The sequence below is a fragment of the Flagellimonas sp. ABD4_174 genome (genome assembly GCF_056160185.1).
On the sequence record NZ_JBSWWP010000001.1, the window covers coordinates 1,809,828 to 1,828,198 of the forward strand.

The 18,371-nt window shown below is 40.8% G+C and carries 20 protein-coding genes; 11 read left to right on the top strand and 9 right to left on the bottom strand.

What is annotated here, in order from left to right:
- The first annotated feature begins 86 nt into the window (after nt 1–86).
- The 4 genes from dapF to ACXAFK_RS07910 all read left to right on the top strand — a co-directional run bounded on the left by dapF (nt 87) and on the right by ACXAFK_RS07910 (nt 3,227).
- Nucleotides 87–869, top strand: a complete 783-nt coding sequence (gene dapF, locus ACXAFK_RS07895) for a diaminopimelate epimerase (RefSeq protein ID WP_474957366.1) — start codon at nt 87–89, stop codon at nt 867–869.
- Nucleotides 857–1,390: a GNAT family N-acetyltransferase gene (locus ACXAFK_RS07900; protein ID WP_252079949.1), complete on the top strand. Its 534-nt coding sequence runs from the start codon at nt 857–859 to the stop codon at nt 1,388–1,390. Before dapF ends, ACXAFK_RS07900 begins: the two co-directional genes overlap by 13 nt.
- The gene (gene mltG, locus ACXAFK_RS07905) at nt 1,380–2,423 is read left to right on the top strand and encodes an endolytic transglycosylase MltG (protein ID WP_474957367.1); all 1,044 of its coding nucleotides are present in this window, start codon (nt 1,380–1,382) and stop codon (nt 2,421–2,423) included. The genes ACXAFK_RS07900 and mltG overlap by 11 nt, the downstream gene beginning before the upstream one ends.
- A 159-nt stretch (nt 2,424–2,582) precedes the next feature.
- Nucleotides 2,583–3,227: a hypothetical protein gene (locus ACXAFK_RS07910; RefSeq protein ID WP_252079947.1), complete on the top strand. Its 645-nt coding sequence runs from the start codon at nt 2,583–2,585 to the stop codon at nt 3,225–3,227.
- 52 nt (nt 3,228–3,279) lie between these two features.
- Here ACXAFK_RS07910 and ACXAFK_RS07915 read toward each other — a convergent pair whose 3' ends face one another.
- Genes ACXAFK_RS07915 through dnaA form a run of 3 tightly spaced genes read right to left on the bottom strand, consistent with a single transcriptional unit; the run spans nt 3,280 to nt 5,911 of the window.
- The gene (locus ACXAFK_RS07915; protein WP_224836680.1) at nt 3,280–4,008 is read right to left on the bottom strand and encodes an SAM-dependent methyltransferase; all 729 of its coding nucleotides are present in this window, start codon (nt 4,006–4,008) and stop codon (nt 3,280–3,282) included.
- A gap of 4 nt (nt 4,009–4,012) precedes the next feature.
- Entirely contained in the window at nt 4,013–4,465 is a 453-nt protein-coding gene (locus ACXAFK_RS07920; RefSeq protein ID WP_474957368.1) for a low molecular weight protein-tyrosine-phosphatase, read from the bottom strand.
- A gap of 21 nt (nt 4,466–4,486) precedes the next feature.
- Nucleotides 4,487–5,911 carry a chromosomal replication initiator protein DnaA gene (gene dnaA / locus ACXAFK_RS07925; protein WP_224836682.1) on the bottom strand — a complete coding sequence of 475 codons (1,425 nt, stop codon included), beginning with the start codon at nt 5,909–5,911 and terminating at the stop codon, nt 4,487–4,489.
- Between the two features lie 200 nt (nt 5,912–6,111).
- On the opposite strand from dnaA, the gene ACXAFK_RS07930 reads away from it, so the two are divergent.
- The gene (locus tag ACXAFK_RS07930) at nt 6,112–6,528 is read left to right on the top strand and encodes an acyl-CoA thioesterase (protein WP_474957369.1); all 417 of its coding nucleotides are present in this window, start codon (nt 6,112–6,114) and stop codon (nt 6,526–6,528) included.
- Nucleotides 6,529–6,585: 57 nt separating this feature from the next.
- On the opposite strand, the gene ACXAFK_RS07935 is transcribed toward ACXAFK_RS07930, so the two are convergent.
- The 4 genes from ACXAFK_RS07935 to ribD are packed head-to-tail and all read right to left on the bottom strand — an operon-like array spanning nt 6,586 to nt 9,708.
- Nucleotides 6,586–7,197 (bottom strand): IMPACT family protein, encoded by a 612-nt coding sequence (locus tag ACXAFK_RS07935; protein WP_474957370.1) that lies wholly within the window; start codon nt 7,195–7,197, stop codon nt 6,586–6,588.
- Entirely contained in the window at nt 7,197–8,060 is an 864-nt protein-coding gene (locus ACXAFK_RS07940; RefSeq protein WP_474957371.1) for a GRP family sugar transporter, read from the bottom strand. Before ACXAFK_RS07940 ends, ACXAFK_RS07935 begins: the two co-directional genes overlap by 1 nt.
- Nucleotides 8,061–8,663 (bottom strand): HAD family hydrolase, encoded by a 603-nt coding sequence (locus ACXAFK_RS07945; RefSeq protein WP_474957372.1) that lies wholly within the window; start codon nt 8,661–8,663, stop codon nt 8,061–8,063.
- Nucleotides 8,656–9,708 carry a bifunctional diaminohydroxyphosphoribosylaminopyrimidine deaminase/5-amino-6-(5-phosphoribosylamino)uracil reductase RibD gene (gene ribD / locus ACXAFK_RS07950; RefSeq protein WP_474957373.1) on the bottom strand — a complete coding sequence of 351 codons (1,053 nt, stop codon included), beginning with the start codon at nt 9,706–9,708 and terminating at the stop codon, nt 8,656–8,658. The genes ACXAFK_RS07945 and ribD overlap by 8 nt, the downstream gene beginning before the upstream one ends.
- 30 nt (nt 9,709–9,738) lie before the next feature.
- On the opposite strand from ribD, the gene ACXAFK_RS07955 reads away from it, so the two are divergent.
- The 6 genes from ACXAFK_RS07955 (at nt 9,739) to ACXAFK_RS07980 (ending at nt 16,421) form a co-directional block, all read left to right on the top strand.
- The gene (locus tag ACXAFK_RS07955) at nt 9,739–10,224 is read left to right on the top strand and encodes a GNAT family N-acetyltransferase (protein WP_224836688.1); all 486 of its coding nucleotides are present in this window, start codon (nt 9,739–9,741) and stop codon (nt 10,222–10,224) included.
- A complete protein-coding gene (prmC, locus tag ACXAFK_RS07960; RefSeq protein WP_474957374.1) occupies nt 10,224–11,141 on the top strand; it encodes a peptide chain release factor N(5)-glutamine methyltransferase in 918 nt (305 codons plus the stop codon). Before ACXAFK_RS07955 ends, prmC begins: the two co-directional genes overlap by 1 nt.
- Nucleotides 11,138–13,138, top strand: a complete 2,001-nt coding sequence (gene ligA / locus ACXAFK_RS07965; protein WP_474957375.1) for an NAD-dependent DNA ligase LigA — start codon at nt 11,138–11,140, stop codon at nt 13,136–13,138. The genes prmC and ligA overlap by 4 nt, the downstream gene beginning before the upstream one ends.
- Nucleotides 13,135–13,428: a hypothetical protein gene (locus tag ACXAFK_RS07970; protein WP_474957376.1), complete on the top strand. Its 294-nt coding sequence runs from the start codon at nt 13,135–13,137 to the stop codon at nt 13,426–13,428. The genes ligA and ACXAFK_RS07970 overlap by 4 nt, the downstream gene beginning before the upstream one ends.
- A 192-nt stretch (nt 13,429–13,620) precedes the next feature.
- Nucleotides 13,621–14,826, top strand: coding sequence for a BspA family leucine-rich repeat surface protein (locus tag ACXAFK_RS07975; protein ID WP_474957377.1), 1,206 nt, complete (start codon nt 13,621–13,623; stop codon nt 14,824–14,826).
- Nucleotides 14,827–14,999: 173 nt separating this feature from the next.
- The gene (locus ACXAFK_RS07980) at nt 15,000–16,421 is read left to right on the top strand and encodes a BspA family leucine-rich repeat surface protein (protein WP_474957378.1); all 1,422 of its coding nucleotides are present in this window, start codon (nt 15,000–15,002) and stop codon (nt 16,419–16,421) included.
- 252 nt (nt 16,422–16,673) lie between these two features.
- Here the strand turns inward: ACXAFK_RS07980 and ACXAFK_RS07985 are convergent, their stop codons facing one another.
- Both ACXAFK_RS07985 and ACXAFK_RS07990 read right to left on the bottom strand, forming a co-directional pair.
- Entirely contained in the window at nt 16,674–17,585 is a 912-nt protein-coding gene (locus tag ACXAFK_RS07985; RefSeq protein WP_474957379.1) for a metallophosphatase, read from the bottom strand.
- Nucleotides 17,586–18,353 (bottom strand): 5'-nucleotidase C-terminal domain-containing protein, encoded by a 768-nt coding sequence (locus ACXAFK_RS07990; RefSeq protein ID WP_474957380.1) that lies wholly within the window; start codon nt 18,351–18,353, stop codon nt 17,586–17,588. It abuts the gene before it with no gap.
- Nucleotides 18,354–18,371 lie beyond the last annotated feature (18 nt).

Consider the following 18,371-nt stretch of genomic DNA (forward strand, 5'->3'; position numbering starts at 1 on the left):
AATTTTTGATCAAGTTGGTTTAACGCTGTTTTAACTACAAAAAAAACCTTAAAGAATCCCCTATATTTGTTCCTTTGTAGATAATCATGGAACTGCACTTTTTTAAATACCAAGGAACGGGAAACGATTTTGTAATTATCGATAATCGTCAACATATTTTCCCCAAAAACGATACCAAGCTGATTTCAAAACTTTGTGATAGAAGATTTGGCATAGGTGGAGATGGCTTGATGCTGCTTGAGAATGACAATATGTCGGATTTTAAAATGGTTTATTTTAATGCCGACGGCAAAGAGGGCAGTATGTGTGGCAATGGAGGGCGATGTTTGGTAGCTTTTGCACATTATCTGGGCATATTTAAAAAAGAGACCACGTTCAACGCAGTGGATGGACTACATTACGCAACTATAAGTGGAAACCAGGTGAAGCTAAAAATGATCGATGTGGACAAAATCCATCAAAAGCCCAACCACAGCTTTTTGGATACGGGTTCCCCGCACCATGTGCAGCTTGTTGACGAACTGGAAAAATTTGATGTGCCCAAAGAGGGAAAGAAACTTCGATATGGTATTTATGGCGAGTCGGGGAGCAATATCAATTTTGTGGAACAAAAAGCGGAAGATGCTTTTCGGGTAAGAACCTATGAACGTGGCGTAGAAGACGAAACATATTCCTGTGGAACCGGGGTCACCGCAGCGGCTCTAACCATGTTCGAGCTAGGTAAGACTGCCGCTAAACAAATACATATTGAGACCATTGGAGGTGATCTTACCATTTATTTTGAAAAGCATAACGGTAAATACACCAACATTTTTTTAGAAGGACCTGCCGAACAGGTATTTAAAGGAACCATTGCATGCTCAATATAAAAGGAGAACATATTTATTTGCGCGCACTAGAGCCTACCGATTTGGATTTTCTGTACAAATTGGAAAACGATACATCGGTCTGGGAGGTGAGCGGTACCTTAAAACCGTATTCCAAGAAAGTGCTTCAATCCTATCTGGACAATGCCCACAGGGATATTTACGATGTTAAACAGCTGCGGCTTTGCATTGGCGATCAAAATGATCCATGTATCGGATTGATAGATCTTTTTGACTTTGACCCCAAAAATCGGAGGGCGGGAATCGGAATCGTTATTGCCGAACCTAGTTATAGAAACAGGGGTGTAGGAGCGGAGGCATTATCACTATTGTGTGATTATGCATTTTCCGTTTTGGATATGCATCAATTATATGCCAATATTTTAGAAGATAATCTCGCTAGTATCCACTTGTTCAAAAAGTTGGGATTTAAGGAAATAGGCATCAAAAAAGAATGGATACGGACCCATAAAGGGTTCAAAAACGAAATAATGTTTCAAAAGATCAACACCAATGAATCTTAAAAAAGTACTTTGGGCCACGGCCATACTTGGACTGATAATTTGTGGTTTTATCGCATATCGGATTTATAGCGCCATTTTTAGCCCCAATACACAGTTCAATAATAGTGAAGCATATGTTTACATTGCTTCGGATGCTTCGTTTTCCGATGTTGCCACCTCCGTTGAGCCTTTATTGAAAGATATGTCTTCTTTTGAGGCTGTTGCCAAACGCAAGGGATATATCAATAACATAAAAGCAGGAAAATATGCACTCAAAAAAGGGATGAACAATAACGACATCATCAATACCTTGCGCAGTGCCAATATTCCTGTGCAGGTTTCCTTTAATAATCAAGAATCGTTGGCTTTGTTGGCGGGACGGGTCTCTGAGCAAATAGAGGCAGATAGCTTATCGTTATTGCAAACATTCAATGATTCCGGTTTTCTGCAAGAGCATGGGTTTGATGAAGATACCAAGTTGGCCATGTATATTCCCAATACCTACGAATTTTTCTGGAATACAAATGCAGAGGGCTTTAGGGATAGGATGAAAAAAGAATATGACCGCTTTTGGACAGATACCCGACTACAAAAGGCCAAAAGTTTGGGTCTTACGCCAAACGAGGTTACTTCTTTGGCCGCCATTGTGCAAAAAGAAACAGCAAAGGTGGATGAGCGACCTCGTGTTGCCGGGGTTTACCTCAACAGAATCAAAAGAGGGATGTTGCTCCAGGCCGATCCTACCGTAATCTATGCCATTAAAAAAGAGACCGGTAACTATGATACAATAATAAAAAGAGTGCTCTTTCGTGATCTGGAAATGGATTCTCCATACAACACCTATAAATATGCAGGTGTTCCACCAGGACCTATCACCATGCCGGACATTACCTCGATAGATGCCGTTTTGAATCCAGAAAAGCACGATTATCTCTATTTTGTGGCAGACGTTTCCAACTTTGGGTACCACATGTTTGCCAAAACTTTGGCGCAGCACAACCGAAATAAAGTGCAGTACACCCGTTGGTTAAATCAACAAAAGGTACTTAGATAGGGCGCTTTACCGTTGATATTCATCACTTTAACGGATTTTAAGCCTCATTTAAGAAATCTTTATGAGCTTTAGGGTACCCGTTAAAATATCTCCCCCTATATTTGCCGGCCAAATTGATTTTTGATACGTATATGTATCGAGATCACAAAAGAGAACATTATGAAAAGATGGATTGGTTTTATACTGCATCTTGCCATGATCGTAGTTTTGACAAGTTTTGGTACCTATACCGTAATGAAAAAGGAAACTGTTGAAATTCCTGATTCACTTAAGGTTATGGCCAATTCGGAGATTTTTGCGCCACAAAGCTCCATTGCACTTTTAGAAGAGGACGAGGTAACACCTCCTTTTTTGGGCAAAGCCTTTAATGGCTTTAAGGAAGCGCTCGCTTTCAAAGAATCCCAGGGTAAATATCATAGAGTAAACACATTGGGTTATTTAGGTAAGTACCAATTTGGTAGTAGTACCTTAAATTTGATGGGCGTTTACGATATGGATGATTTTCTGTCGAACCCAGAACTTCAAGAAAAGGCTTTTGAGGCCAACATTGCCCGTAACAAATGGATTTTGCGAAGAGATATCAAACGTTTCAAAGGCAAAACGATCGGTGGCATTCAAGTTACCGAATCCGGAATATTGGCTGCGGCACATTTGGCCGGAGCCGGGAACGTAAAAAAATATCTGCGATCTTATGGGCAAAACGATGTAACCGATGCGTACGGAAGTAGCATATCCTACTATATGAAAAAATTTGCAGGCTATGATATTTCCAATATCAAGCAACAAAAAAATGCAAAGGTTTAATTGAAACTGCGTATTGAAACAAAAAGCCCGGAACTTTGGTTCTGGGCTTTTTTTATGCTTGTAAAATATAAATGGTAGGTCTTTTGTCTAGATCTAAATCGATTTCCCCCCATTCGTGTACGGTTTTGGTGGCGATAAACTCCGTAGGCAACGTAATATCGCAGGCAATACACAGCCGCGTTGATTTTTGAAGTGTTTTTATCAGCTCCTTGAGCATTTTATTGTTGCGGTAGGGAGTCTCCATAAAAATTTGGGATTGGCCTTTGTCCCTGGAAAGTCGCTCCAAACTTTTCAAAATTTTCTTTCGTTCTGCATTGTCTATGGGCAAATAGCCGTTAAAGGCAAAATTTTGCCCGTTCATGCCACTGCTCATCATGGCCATTAGAATGGAGGAGGGGCCTACCAATGGAACTACTTGTATTCTTTTTTCGTGTGCCACACGCACTACATCTGCACCTGGGTCGGCAATACCCGGACAACCAGCTTCGGAAAGAACACCAATATCGAACCCATGTATACAGGGGTCTAAAAAGGATGGTATTTCTTCAGGGTTGGTGTACTTGTTGAGTAACTGCAACTTAAGTTCGGGTTGTGGCTTGTTGGGACTGACTCGTTTAATGAACCTACGGGCAGTTTTTTCATTTTCAACAATGTAGTGGTCTATCCTTTCTATGGTGCCTTTTACCGAAATAGGCAAAACTTCCAAGGGTGCATTGTCTCCAAGTGTGGTTGGGATCAAATAGATTTTGCCAACGACCAAACCGGGTTTTTCATCTTCCATGGGTTTAATTTAGCTTTTTCGCAATTGCCTCACAAGCGGTATCGATCATTTGGTACACATTTTCAAAACCATCGTCCCCGCCGTAGTAGGGGTCGGGTACTTCGATAAGTCCCAATTCCACTTCGGTCAAAAGTAGTTTTACCTTAGCAGCTTCTTTTTGGTCGCTTGCCAAACTGGCCACATCGGAAAAATTGCTGCGGTCCATTACGTAAATGTGGTCGAACTCCAAAAAATCCTTTTTGGAGAACTTTCTGCATTTTTGGTCTTGTATGTTTAGGCCATATTTTTGGGCAACGGCAATAGAACGCTGATCGGGCGGATTGCCCACGTGGTAACCGGCTGTTCCTGCAGAATCGACCAGTACCTTATCGGGATCAACTTTGGATTGCAGTATGCCTTCGGCCAATGGTGATCTGCAAATATTGCCAAGGCAGACCATCAATACTTTGGTTTTCATAAGGAAAAAGTGAAGTTGGGTTTAGGTGAACTTTTTGTTCAGATCCTCAATATATTTTCTGAATTGCTTGTCCGTTTCCGCTAAGTTATCCACTGTTTTACAGGCGTGGAGTACCGTTGCATGGTCACGTTTTCCGATTTGTGACCCAATACTTGCCAAGGATGCCTTAGTAAACTTTTTCGCAAAGAACATGGCCAACTGTCTCGCCTGTACAATATGTCGCTTTCTTGTTTTGGACTGTAGGGTGGCCACATCCATTTCGAAATAATCCGAAACCACTTTTTGAATGTAATCGATGGATACTTCGCGCTTTGTGTTCTTTACAAATTTGTCCACTACCTGTTGGGCCAATTCCAGAGTTACCTCCCGCTTATTGAAAGAAGATTGGGCTATCAACGAAATAATGGCCCCTTCCAGTTCGCGAATGTTGGTCTTAATGTTTTTGGCCACGTGGTCTATAATCTCTTCCGGCATTTCAACGCCATCGCGGTAGAGTTTATTTTTTAAGATGGAAACCCGTGTTTCGTAATCTGGACTTTGCAATTCTGCAGACAATCCCCATTTAAAACGGGAGAGCAAGCGTTGTTCAATGTCCTGCATATCCACAGGAGCTTTGTCCGAAGTCAATATCACCTGCTTGCCATTTTGGTGCAAATGGTTGAAAATGTGGAAAAATACATCCTGGGTTCCAGATTTACCGGATAGAAATTGTACATCATCTATAATAAGTACATCTATTAATTGGTAAAAATGGATAAAGTCGTTTCGAGTGTTCTTTTTTACCGATTCGATATATTGTTGCGTGAATTTTTCCGCAGAAATATAAAGAACGGTCTTTTCCGGGTACTTATCCTTTATTTCTACACCAATGGCGTGGGCCAAATGTGTTTTCCCTAATCCCACTCCCCCAAAAACCAACAATGGGTTAAAGGAAGTTCCCCCGGGTTTGTTGGCCACGGCCATACCCGCAGAGCGGGCCAAACGGTTGGAATCTCCTTCGAGGAAATTATCGAAATTGTAGTTGGGGTTTAATTGGGATTCAATCTTAATGTTTCGAATACCGGGAATCACAAATGGATTTTTTAACTCGGGACTTTTGGAGGTAATCGGCACATCCAATTCTTGAGGTCCAACAGCGGTACGGTTGGAACTTGGGATTTGCTCCGTAAAAGGTTCCTTGTTACCGTATTTGTTTTCCATTTTTATCACATAGATCAGCTTTGCATTGTTGCCCAACTCTCTGGTCATGGCAACTTTTAAAAGCTTAACATAGTGTTCTTCGAGCCATTCGTAGAAAAACTTACTGGGAACCTGAATGCTCAAAGCCTTATCTGTTAATTTAATAGGCTTTATAGGCTCAAACCAAGTTTTGAATGCCTGCGGTTGGATGTTATCTTGGATAAAAGCCAAACAGTTGTTCCATACGGAATTAGCAGTAGCACTCATAGAAGTTTTTCCTTGTTTTAATGGTTAGCTTATAATTTAAGAGTAAGCATTTATAGGGTTATTAAATGCTTATTGGATGCGACAAATATGTGAACAATTCTTTTAAAAAAAAATCAAATAGTCATTGAAAGTTCTGTTTTTTTTTCGCATGTTACCCTCAAAATCAACGAGCCTCTAAATATATAATTTTTAAGTTAAAAATGGGTTTAAATTCACATTCTTTTCGGGTCCGATATGCAGAAACCGACCAAATGGGAGTCGTTTATCACGGCAATTATGCACAGTATTTTGAGATGGGCCGGGTGGAGTGGTTAAGGGCCTTGGGAATTACCTACAAAAGTATGGAGGAGAATGGGGTTATGTTGCCCGTAATTTCCTTACGTATTGATTACAAAAAGTCTGCGCTTTACGATGACCTTATTACGGTTAAAACAAAGCTGAAGTCCAAACCCATGGTCAAGATAGAGTTCGATTACGAGCTAATAAATGAATCTGGTGAGCCATTGGCCGTTGCAAATACAGTTTTGGCCTTTATGGACAAGAAAACGGGAAGACCCATTAAGTGTCCGGAATATATCTTGGAAAAACTGAATAATGGATTCTTAGGTGAACCGTAGGAGGAATTCAGATGTCAGTAATGGGTAGAGGCTTTGAGTTACTGGAGATTTTATCAATTATGTAATGGGCGTTATGGCCACAGCTTGCATTTCATCGAAAATTTGAAACACGTCTTCGGACTCACTTAACCGGACAGAAATAACAAAATCACAATCCAGCTCCATTTTTTGTGAAACAAGGTCCAGATTTTTCTGTTTGATGATACGCATTACCTTATCCATGTCTGCATAACCAAATTGCAACCGGTATTGCGACCTAATGATTTTTTTTACGATCTTGGAATTTTCCAGGGCCATTTGTGCTGCAGTTTTGTAAGCCTGTATCAATCCTCCGACCCCAAGTTTGGTACCACCAAATATCCGGGTCACGGTGATGAGTACATTGGTAACATCAAAAGATTGTATTTGGCCATAAATGGGCATGCCGGCCGAGTTGTTGGGTTCACCATCATCATTGGCCCTATAGATTGGATTTTCCGTTCCCAATTGCCATGCAAAGCAAACATGGTTGGCCGTATGGTGTTTTTTTCTCAGCTCCTCTACGATGGGTTTTACATCATCTTCGGACCTAATGGGGAAAACCTGTGCATAGAATTTACTCTTTCTATCCTTATATAGTATTTCCTCGGAAGGTCGATGTAAAGTTTTGTAGGTATCCGGTCGCTCCATTAAAACAAAGCTACCAATATTATACTCAAAACGGAGAGTGCTACACCTGCCCAATTTTTAGGTGTCAGTTTTTCCTTGAACAGTAGAATACCGATCAAGGTGGATAGCATAACGATCGCCACATTGTTTATGGTAAATATAGCGGCACTGCCCAATAGGTCCGACCGTAGCGCACGGATAAGAAAATAGATGGAAAAGTAGTTGGGTATGCCCAAGGCAACTCCGCCCAGTACATTTTTCATGTTCAATTTCATTTCCTTTTTGTTGGGTCTAATAGCGATAAATACCAATCCGGATAAAGCAGCGAACCCAAAGATCATGGACGAAAAAATTGGAATTTCAGGGTCCGATAAATGTTCTTCTTCAAAATACTTAATGCAGGAATCAATAACCCCGGAGCCTAAAAATACCAATATGGGCAGTATTAAATGTTTACGGTCCACATGGATTCCCTTTCCCTTACCGGACACTAAATACACTGCGGCCAATGCCAACAGGATACCTATGGTCTCGAATGCACTTAACTGCTCCCTATATAATAGAACGCCTAGCAATACCGGTATTACAAGCGACATTTTGGTGGCCACAGACGCTACCGATACACCGGCGACCTGCGATGTTTTTGCCATTAAATTAAAAATAGTGATGAAAAGCACCCCCATAAATATGGGGCCCCATATCCAAGATGCGCCCAAAATTTGTTGTATTTTCAATGGTTGGTCGTACAGGAGCAATCCAACCGAGCAAGCCGTAAAGTAATTCACTATAATGGCGATCAGGGTCTGTACTTTGTACACATCGTACAGTTTAAATACCACAAAAATCCAAGTGGAACTCAGTACACTAAGGGCTAGGTAGAGCATTTATAATTTCGATTTTAATTGGGTTATGTCCTCTTTCCCTACAGCTAAGTTCCAAGTATTTATGCCCAATGCGGCGGCGGCATCGGTATTCTCACTCACATCGTCCACAAAATAAGTTTCTTGGGGCACTAGGTTGTTTTCCTGTAATACAAATTCGAATATTTCGCTGTCCGGCTTTCGCATACCGATTTCGTAGCTTAGGTAGAACACATCAAATGCATTTTTGAACCTATTATAGCGTTCCATCCCCATTTGTTGCTTTACACATTCTATATGTAGGTCGTTGGTATTGCTCAGCAATAACAGTTTGTATTCGTTTTCTGCGGCCAACTGCTCAATAAAGTTCAGTCGCCTTTCGGGAAAATCCAGTAATATGGAGTTCCAGGCATCTACTAAGTATTCCCTGCTGGCATTTGGGAAATAAGAGGAAACAGTGTCCAAAAACTCCGAAGAACCCAATAGTCCTTTCTCATAATTCTGAAACAGCTGTTCCAAATCTGGCGTTATGCCACTAAAACCATGTTGGACCATGGCTTTTGCGGTGGCAGGTTTATCCAAATTAATAAGTACATCGCCAAAATCGAGAATTATATTTTTAATCATTTATATATATGGATAGGGTGTCGGTTAAAATTTGTGTTCTTTTTTGCAATATTCCTTGATGTTTTGGTGCGGGCAATCCATTTTTAAAGCGAACGGAACCTTTAAAGACCCGTGCTTCGTCCCATAAATTTTCATTGATAAAGGTTTGAAGTGTTCGTGAGCCTCCTTCAACAATTACACTGATGATGTTGTGCCTGTATAGAGCATCGCAAATTTGTTGAGCCAAAGGTTTTGAAAAATCAACCAAGGTGTAATCCACTCCTTTAATATAGATTTTTCCATCGGTAACCTCGGTCAACACGATTGTTTTTACGGAGGCATCCAATACGTGAAAACGTTGGTCTAATTTTAAATCACGGTCCAATATCACACGAACCGGGCTTTTGCCTACCCAATTACGAGTGGTCAAACTTGGGTTGTCTTCCAAAACCGTGTTGGTACCGACCAAAATTGCTTGTTCTTGGCTTCGCCATTGATGAACCAACTGTTTGGAATGGGCATTGGTGATCCAAAAAGGCTCAGGGTTGTCACTTCGCTTAGCGGCATCGGGAGCTAAAAAGCCATCATCGGAAGCGGCCCATTTTAGAATTATGTAAGGCCGTTTTTTCTCCATATAGGTCAGAAACCGCTTGTGGTGTGCCCTACATTCGTTTTCAAGAATGCCGACCGTAACCTCACATCCGGCAGCTTGTAATTTTTTGATGCCTTTTCCGGCTACTTTATCATGTGGATCCTGTAATCCAATAAAAACCTCTTTGAGTTTATGTTTAGCAATTAAATCAGCACAGGGAGGTGTTTTTCCATAGTGGGAACAGGGTTCTAAAGTAACATATAACGAGGCTTCTTTCAGCAAAGTTTTGTCCTTTACCGAACGTATGGCGTTTACCTCTGCATGCGGACCACCATAAGGATCGGTATAACCCTCTCCAATAATTTTGTTGTTGTGCACGATAACACAGCCCACCATAGGGTTTGGAGCTGTAGTTCCCAGGCCTTTTTTGGCCAGTTCAATGCAGCGAAGGATGTATTTTTGATGTATCTTCACCCGGCAAAAATAGAACAATAATAGCACAAAATGGGAGATACGGCGATTCGTGAAATAACCCCCGATGACAACCCTCAGGTGGCCCAGGTAATACGCAAAGTTTTTGAAGATATGGGAATTCCCAAAGTGGGCACTGCCTATGCCGACAAATCCTTGGATGATATGTTTTCAGCTTACAATGTGCCCAAAGCAGCTTATTTTGTGGTGGAGCACCAAGGAAGGATTGTTGGATGCGCCGGTGTAGCACAACTAGACAACTACGATGGCAACGTATGCGAGTTACAAAAAATGTACTTTTTGGAAGAGGCCAGGGGGAAAGGGTTGGGCGCGCAAATGATCCATGTATGCTTGCAAAAAGCAAAGGAGTTCGGTTTTGAGGCATGTTATCTGGAAACCATGCCATATATGGAAGCAGCGCAAAAACTATACAAAAAGAACGGATTTGATTATATCGACGCCCCAATGGGCAGTACGGGACATTATTCCTGTCCGGTCTGGATGCTTAAAAAATTATAATGCAACTAAAAGAAGTCAAAAACATTTTCCATAAGGAATTGGGCGAGATTTACCCAAAAGAAGAGATCGATTCTTTTTTTTACTCTTGCATAGGGCATTATCTAAATCTACAACGTTTTGTTTTGGCCATACAGCCCGGTTTAACCTTATTAAAAGAAGAGGAGCAGCCGCTTTTTGAAGCTTTGTCCGAACTAAAAATGGAGAAACCCATACAGTATATATTGGGAACTGCCCATTTTATGGACCTGGAATTACAAGTAAATGAAAATGTACTGATTCCACGGCCCGAAACTGAGGAATTGGTTCGGTGGATTCTGGATGATTTTCCAGTGAAAAAACCGTCTAAAAAGGACGCTGAGCGAAGTCGAAGCGTAATTTCGACCACGCTCAATGACCGTTCGTTTAAAATTCTTGACATTGGAACAGGAAGCGGGTGCATTGCAATAGCATTGGCCAAACATCTACCGGGTGCTAAAGTATATGCACTGGATGTTTCCGAGGGAGCGTTGAGCGTTGCTCGAAAAAATGCGGAAATGAACGAAGTGGATATTACATTTTTGCACCATAACATTCTGAATCCTGGACTTGAACTTGAGTCTGAACTTGTGTTTGATGTAATTGTATCCAACCCGCCCTATGTCAGGGAGTTGGAAAAAAGTCAAATCCATAAAAACGTGAAAGATTTTGAACCCCATACGGCGCTATTTGTCCCAGATAACGATCCATTGGTGTTTTACAGGGCAATTATAGATTTTGCTGAAAAATATTTATCAAAAAAAGGAAAGTTGTATTTTGAGATCAATCAATATTTGGGAGACGAGACCAAAGCGCTTTTCCACACCCAGCACTTTTCGGAAATTGAAATGCGCAATGATATTTTTGGTAACCCGAGAATGCTAAAAGCTGATAGAAAATGAACATCCAAGAACAAATAGCATCGCTTCGTAACGAACTTCGCGAACACAATTATAAATATTATGTGCTCGACGAGCCTTCCATTTCCGATTATGAGTTCGATATGAAGCTCAAGGAACTCCAAAAATTGGAAGAAGAACATCCGGAATATTATGATGCCGCATCACCAAGTCTGCGAGTAGGTGGTATGGTCACCAAAAATTTTGAAACCGTTGCCCATGAACATCGTATGTATTCTTTGGACAATTCGTATTCCAAGGAGGATTTGGAAGATTGGGAAAAACGTATCCAGCGGATTTTGGGCGATGTTGAAGTAGAATTCACATGTGAACTCAAGTATGACGGGGCCTCTATCAGTCTAACCTATGAAAATGGAAAATTGGTCAAAGCCGTTACCCGTGGCGATGGTTTTCAGGGGGATGATGTAACTAACAACATCAAGACCATAAAATCTGTTCCCTTACAATTAAAAGGGGATTATCCATCAAAATTTGACATTAGGGGAGAGATTATTTTGACACTCGAAGGTTTTGCTAAAATGAACGCCGAGCGGGTGGAAGCGGGCGAGGACCCTTACATGAATCCAAGGAACACGGCTTCCGGCAGTTTAAAATTACAAGATAGTGCTTTGGTGGCACAGCGTCCGTTGGAATGTCTGTTGTATAGTGTGGTTGGCGACAATTTGGGAATCAATTCGCAGTTCGAGATGTTGGAGAAAGCGCGTTCTTGGGGATTTAAGGTCCCAACCGTGGCCAAATTGTGTAAATCTACCGATGAGGTGCTTCAATTTGTAAATCATTGGGACACAAACCGTCATCATCTGCCCTACGAAACGGATGGTGTAGTGGTCAAGGTGAACAGTTTGCAACAACAAGAGGAATTGGGTTATACGGCGAAGTCGCCCCGTTGGGCCATGGCCTATAAATTTAAGGCTGAGCAGGCCGTAACCATTCTCAATAAGATAACCTATCAAGTGGGGCGTACCGGCGCGATCACCCCTGTTGCCAATCTTGAACCGGTTTTGCTGGCAGGGACTACGGTAAAGCGCGCATCCTTGCACAATGCGGACCAAATAGCCAAGTTGGACGTTCGCGAAGGGGATACCGTTTTTGTGGAAAAGGGAGGAGAGATTATTCCAAAAATTGTGGGGGTTGATTTTACCCAACGCAGTCCAGACTCAAAACCCACCCAGTATATTGCCCATTGCCCTGAATGCGGAACGGAACTGATCCGAAAAGAGGGCGAAGCCCAACATTTTTGCCCCAATGATGTAGGTTGCCCGCCGCAGATAACCGGCAGGATCCAACATTTTATTTCGCGAAAAGCCATGGATATCGAAGGTTTGGGGGGAGAAACCGTGGAATTATTGTTTAAAGAGGGTTTGATTCAGAACTATGCAGACCTTTACACGTTGACCAAAGAACAAATTCTACCATTGGAACGAATGGCGGATAAATCTGCTGAAAATTTGGTGAATGGAGTGCAAGCTTCAAAAACCATTCCGTTTGAACGTGTCCTTTTTGCTTTAGGAATTAGATATGTTGGAGAAACCGTGGCCAAAAAATTGGCAAAGGCATTCAAGGATATTGATGCTTTGATGGCTGCTTCGCACGAAGAGCTTGTGGCTGTGGATGAAATTGGTGATAGGATAGCGGAAAGTGTACTCGATTTTTTCTCAGAACCTGCAAATGTTGAGGTGGTAGATCGATTAAAATCTTACGGTCTTCAGTTTTCGTTGTCCGAGGAGCAATTGGAAAATCAAACAGAGCTGCTAAAGGGGCAGACATTCGTTGTTTCTGGAGTATTCGAGACGATTAGCCGAAACGATTTAAAGAAGATGATAGAGGATAACGGAGGAAAAGTTTCTTCTTCCATTTCTTCAAAAACCAGTTTTTTGGTCGCAGGCGATAAAATGGGTCCCAGTAAACGGACCAAAGCGGAAACCTTAGGTGTGCCCATTATATCGGAACAGGAATTTTTGCAAAAATTGGAAGTATGAGGCCAAAGACTTTTAAGCAATTTGCATCTAGCTTAGATTTGGATGTGCCGCCAAACGATTGGCCCGAAGCTTTACAATCTTTATGGTTCGACGCCAAGGGAGATTGGGAATCGTCCCATAATATAGCCCAAGACCTCCCTACGACCATGGGTAGTTGGATCCATGCCTACTTGCACCGTAAGGAAGGGGATAAGTGGAATGCCGGATATTGGTACGATAGGGCGGGCCGTTCTTTTCCAAATTATAGTTTGGAGGAGGAACTGGTCGTTTTGGTCGAGGCTAATTTATAATAGTAAATTATCTTCCGATTATTTTGTTCGTTACTAATGTTATTTTGACTTAAATACAAATATCCATTAAGCGAACATTTACCTCCAACAATTGAAAACCATAATCCATCAATTCATATGGGGCATTGGTAAACTCACCCCCAAACGATTTAATTCAATTTATGATATTGTCCCAGAATAAAAACATATATCATGAATTTAAGAAATCTAAACCTCCTATTGCTCTTATGTATTTGTATAATCTTATCGTGTGAGAAAAACCAACCCGATTCTGTCTATATTAACGGCGCCCCTGTAGTGAGTGATGAAGAATTTAGTGTCTTGGAAAGTATTAGTAGTGGTGAACTTATTGGAACAGTGACGGCAACCGATCCAGATGGGGAAAAACTGTCTTTTTCCATAACTGCAGATGAAAGTTCTTTGTTCGATATCAACGCAAAAGGAGAAATTAGATTAAAGGCCGGAGCGGAACTGGACTATGAATCATCCTCAGAACATTTGATTACAGTAAATGTTAGGGATAAGACTGTTGGTCGAAATTCTTTGGTTAAAATTAAGGTTGAGAATGTAATAGAAAGTATGTTCGAGTTACCGGAGTCTTTTATTACTACATGGACTGTAACAGAGGAAGCCAAGTCCATTAGTATTGGTACGGACCAAAATTTTGAATATAGTTACGTTGTAGATTGGGGAGATGGAACTATAGAAGAGTTAGTTGAACAAAACCCCACACATGAATATGCCAGCGCTGGAGAGTATCAAGTAGCTATTCAAGGGCAGTTTCCTTCAATAAATATGCACAATTCAGACGAGACTTCAAGGGCTAGTTTGGCAAATATCAATCAATGGGGAAAGATACAATGGAGAACCATGGAAAGGGCATTTATGGAATGTGCGATAATGATGATAACTGCTGAAGATGCACCAGATTTATCAATGGTCAAGTCTTTAGCGTACATGTTTGCACATGCGGAATCTGTCAATGCGGATCTATCAAGTTGGGATGTGTCCCAAATAACAGATATGGCCTATATGTTTGCCAATACAACTGATTTTAATGGAGATTTGACCGCATGGGATGTGAGCAATGTAACGGATATGACCGGTGTTTTTGATGAAGCGGAAGCATTTGATAAAAACTTAGGCAATTGGAAATTGACTTCGGTCGTCAGCATGACCAATATGTTAAATAACTGTGGCATGTCAATAGACAATTTTAGTAATACCTTGTCGGGATGGTATAATTATGTAAAAGATGGTAATGGTCCAAACTCAATTCATCTAGGGGCTAAAAATATGGTTTCTTGTGGAATCGAGGCATATATGGCTGCCATCTCTCTGGAAGAAAATTATAATTGGACTATTGAGGATGCTAATTTTAAAGAGAGCTGTAATTAGTTAAAATCCAATGCAAGTATTTAGTTCATTCTAACTAGCTGAATACCTAAACATTTCTCATATAACTCACTCATTTTTTGCAGTTTACTTTCAATACATTTTTATGAGCTTCAAACTTATCAGAGCATTGTGATTAAATGATACAAAATTTTAGAAATTATAACAATAATAAAATGAAAATTAAACAAATAGGGATAGCAGTATTTGCTTTTTTAGCAATAATATCATGTAGTGAAGATGATGCCAATAAGGAAATCAATAGCGTGCCCAAGTTTATAGATCAAGAGCTCACGGTAAAAGAAAATCATCCTTCAGGGCAAATTATAGGTGAACTTGAGGCTTCGGATGTTGAAAATGACCCACTGACGTATAGCATTTTCAAGAACGATAATAACCTGTTTGAGGTAGAACCTACAGGAGAGTTAGTATTGGCAGAAGGGAAAAGTCTTGATTTTGAAACCTTGGAGTCACATCAGATTATCGTAACGGTCAGCGACGGGTATAGACAAACTGATGCAAAAGTAACTATCCATGTGGAGAATGTAATAGATACTAAGATTGAAGAGTTGTCCTCATTTGTAACCACATGGAAGACAACGGAGCCAAATCAATCTATTACGATTGGGACTCACCCTGCATATAATTACAGTTATTCGATTGATTGGGGGGATGGAACAACAGAGGAGCAAATCACAACCCAAAATCCAATCCATGAATATGAAGAAGCGGGTAGCTATACGGTAATAATACAAGGTGGTTTCCCATCAATTCAAATGGAAAACTCCAATCTTTTTTCCCAAAATGCATTAGTGGCACTGGACAAATGGGGAACCACAAAGTGGCAACATCTAAAAAAAGCTTTTAAAGGTTGTTCTAATTTAATTTATCGAGCACAAGATGCTCCTGATCTTTCATCTATTACAAGCCTTGATTATATGTTCGCGGAGACAAAGTCTTTTAATGCAGATCTCAATAATTGGGAAATGAACAACATTAGCTCTGTTTCAGGCATGTTCGCAAACAGCGAAAACTTTAACGGTGAAATTGACCAATGGGATGTGGGAAAAGTCGTTGATATGTCATATTTATTTAACAATGCTAAGTCTTTCAATGGAGATTTAAGTGAGTGGAATGTAGAAAATGTAGAAAATATGGAATTTATGTTTAATTCAGCAACCTCATTCAATGCAAATTTGGAAGAATGGGAAGTGGGCAATGTAACTAATATGACAGCCATGTTTTCCAATGCGGATAATTTCAATGCCAATATTAGCGGATGGAATGTAAGCAATGTAGAGTCTATGTTTGGGATGTTTACTGACGCAGAATCTTTTGATCAAAATCTTGGGGGTTGGAGCATAAAAAGTATTACAAATTTGAAAGCAATGCTTGCTAACTCTGGTATGTCCAGAGCTAACTATGAGAATACTTTGTTGGGGTGGTCGCAATTGGCAGATGATTTGGACGCTTTGGATGGATTTACGTTTGGAGTGAACAACTTGGAATATTGTAGTGAAGAAGCTGTTTTGGCACGCAATAACTTAATGGTTGATCACGGCTGGGAATTTATTGGTGACCTTGAACAGTGTAATTAATTTTTTATAGTAACAATAATTAGTTTAGTTTTTTAATTCGCCACCAAAAAGTTGTAAAAGGCTTTTTGGTGGTTTTCTTTTTAAGCTGTTGAAACGGAAAGCATTTTCAAATTTACTTAATCAATCAAATGGTCCATACATCCAACAATCCAAAATATCGATTGCTTTCAGGATTTAAAATCATATAAACTTCAATCAACAAAATAATCCCAGGAAAGTATTGCATGTTGACCCAAACAAGAAGCACTAAAATTAAACCCTAATACTCACTCCCTTGGCAGAGGCTTTACTATCGGCATCAAAATAAAAATCGATTCGCCCTACATTGATACCGTAGCAGCCCACTTGGTTCACCAGTACTGAATTGCCGTTTTGGTTGATACGCACATCGGGCTGGTCCAAAAAGGTGTGGGTATGTCCACCAATGATAAGGTCGGTGTGGTACGTTTGCTGTGCCAATCGAGTATCGCACGGTCTATCCGGTTCTTTGTAGTCATAACCCAAATGAGAGAGGCAAACGATCAAATCACATTGTTCCTCCTCTTTGAGTTTTTTTTCCATGTCCAAGGCGATATCAAAAGGATCCAGATATTGGGTTTCCTTGTACAGTTTTTTGGTTACCAGACCATCTAACTCTATCCCGAGTCCGTAAACACCTATTTTTATGCCATCCACAGTATAAATTTTGTAAGGCTTCACGTAACCATCCATTACGGTATTGGAAAAGTCGTAATTGGCCGAAATCATTTCAAAAGTGGCATTGGGCATTTGGGCCAATAAGCCATCAATTCCATTATCAAAATCATGATTCCCCACCGTGGCGGCATCATAGTTAAGGGCGCTCATTAGTTTAAACTCCAATTCACCACCATAAAAGTTAAAATAAGGAGTACCTTGAAAAATATCCCCGGCATCAAACAACAGCGTGTTCGGATTTTCGTTGCGAATTTGTTCCACTAAAGTGGCCCTGCGGGCCACTCCGCCCAAATTAGGATATTTGGAATGGGAATTGGGAAAAGAGTCGATATGGCTGTGCACATCGTTGGTGTGCAAAATCGTGATATGCTTTTTGCCTAGGTTGGTGCATGAGGCCAAGCTAAGGCCGCCAAGCCCCACCAATGTGGAGGCAGCGGTGGTATTGGTTATAAAATCTCTTCTTTTCATTTAATCCAATTGTTTTATGCGGTCGTCTACTTCAGAATTTAGGGTATCCACTTTTTTTAGGTGGTCGATGATGGCATTGCGTAGAAGATAATCGATTTCTGTTGTGGAAACGATTTCGTCGAAAAAGCCAACGCTCGGACCTCCATTTACCAAGTAATCGGAGGTGGCCACGTAGTAATTTCGACTTTCATCAAAAGGTTGCCCTTTAATATTTACGGACTCCAAGGAACGGTTTTTGTCCGTTAAAATCTGTAATCGGGAAACGGGGTGGGGTCTCGAAGATTTGGCTACAAAATCAATAAGTTTCCTAGCGGCCGAACCGCTTAGTTCTACCACCACGATATAGTTTTCAAAAGGCATTACTTCATATGCGTTTCTTGCACTTACGCTGCCCTGCGAGATTATGGAGCGAACACCACCGGCGTTCAGTACAACAAAATCCAGTTCTTTTCCGGTTCTGGAATTAAATATGGGCGCAGTTTCTTCAAAAACGATATCCGCCATTAGGTTGCCCATGGATGTGTTGCGTTTCCCATCGTTCAATAAAAGAGGTTGGGGGGCGTAGGCCAATGTACTGTCCAGGACTTCATTTATTCTACTTCGGAAAGGAGCAATATACTTTTCAATGGAGTCGTTTCCGGTAAAGGTGGTGTCCACAGGAATCTGCTTTCCCTTGATTTCTGTTAGTTGGACAGCATCATTTTTGCATGAAACCACAACAATTAATGTTATAAATGTAACAAAGTGTTTAATTTTTAAAATCTTCACAAGCGTATCTTTGTTAAG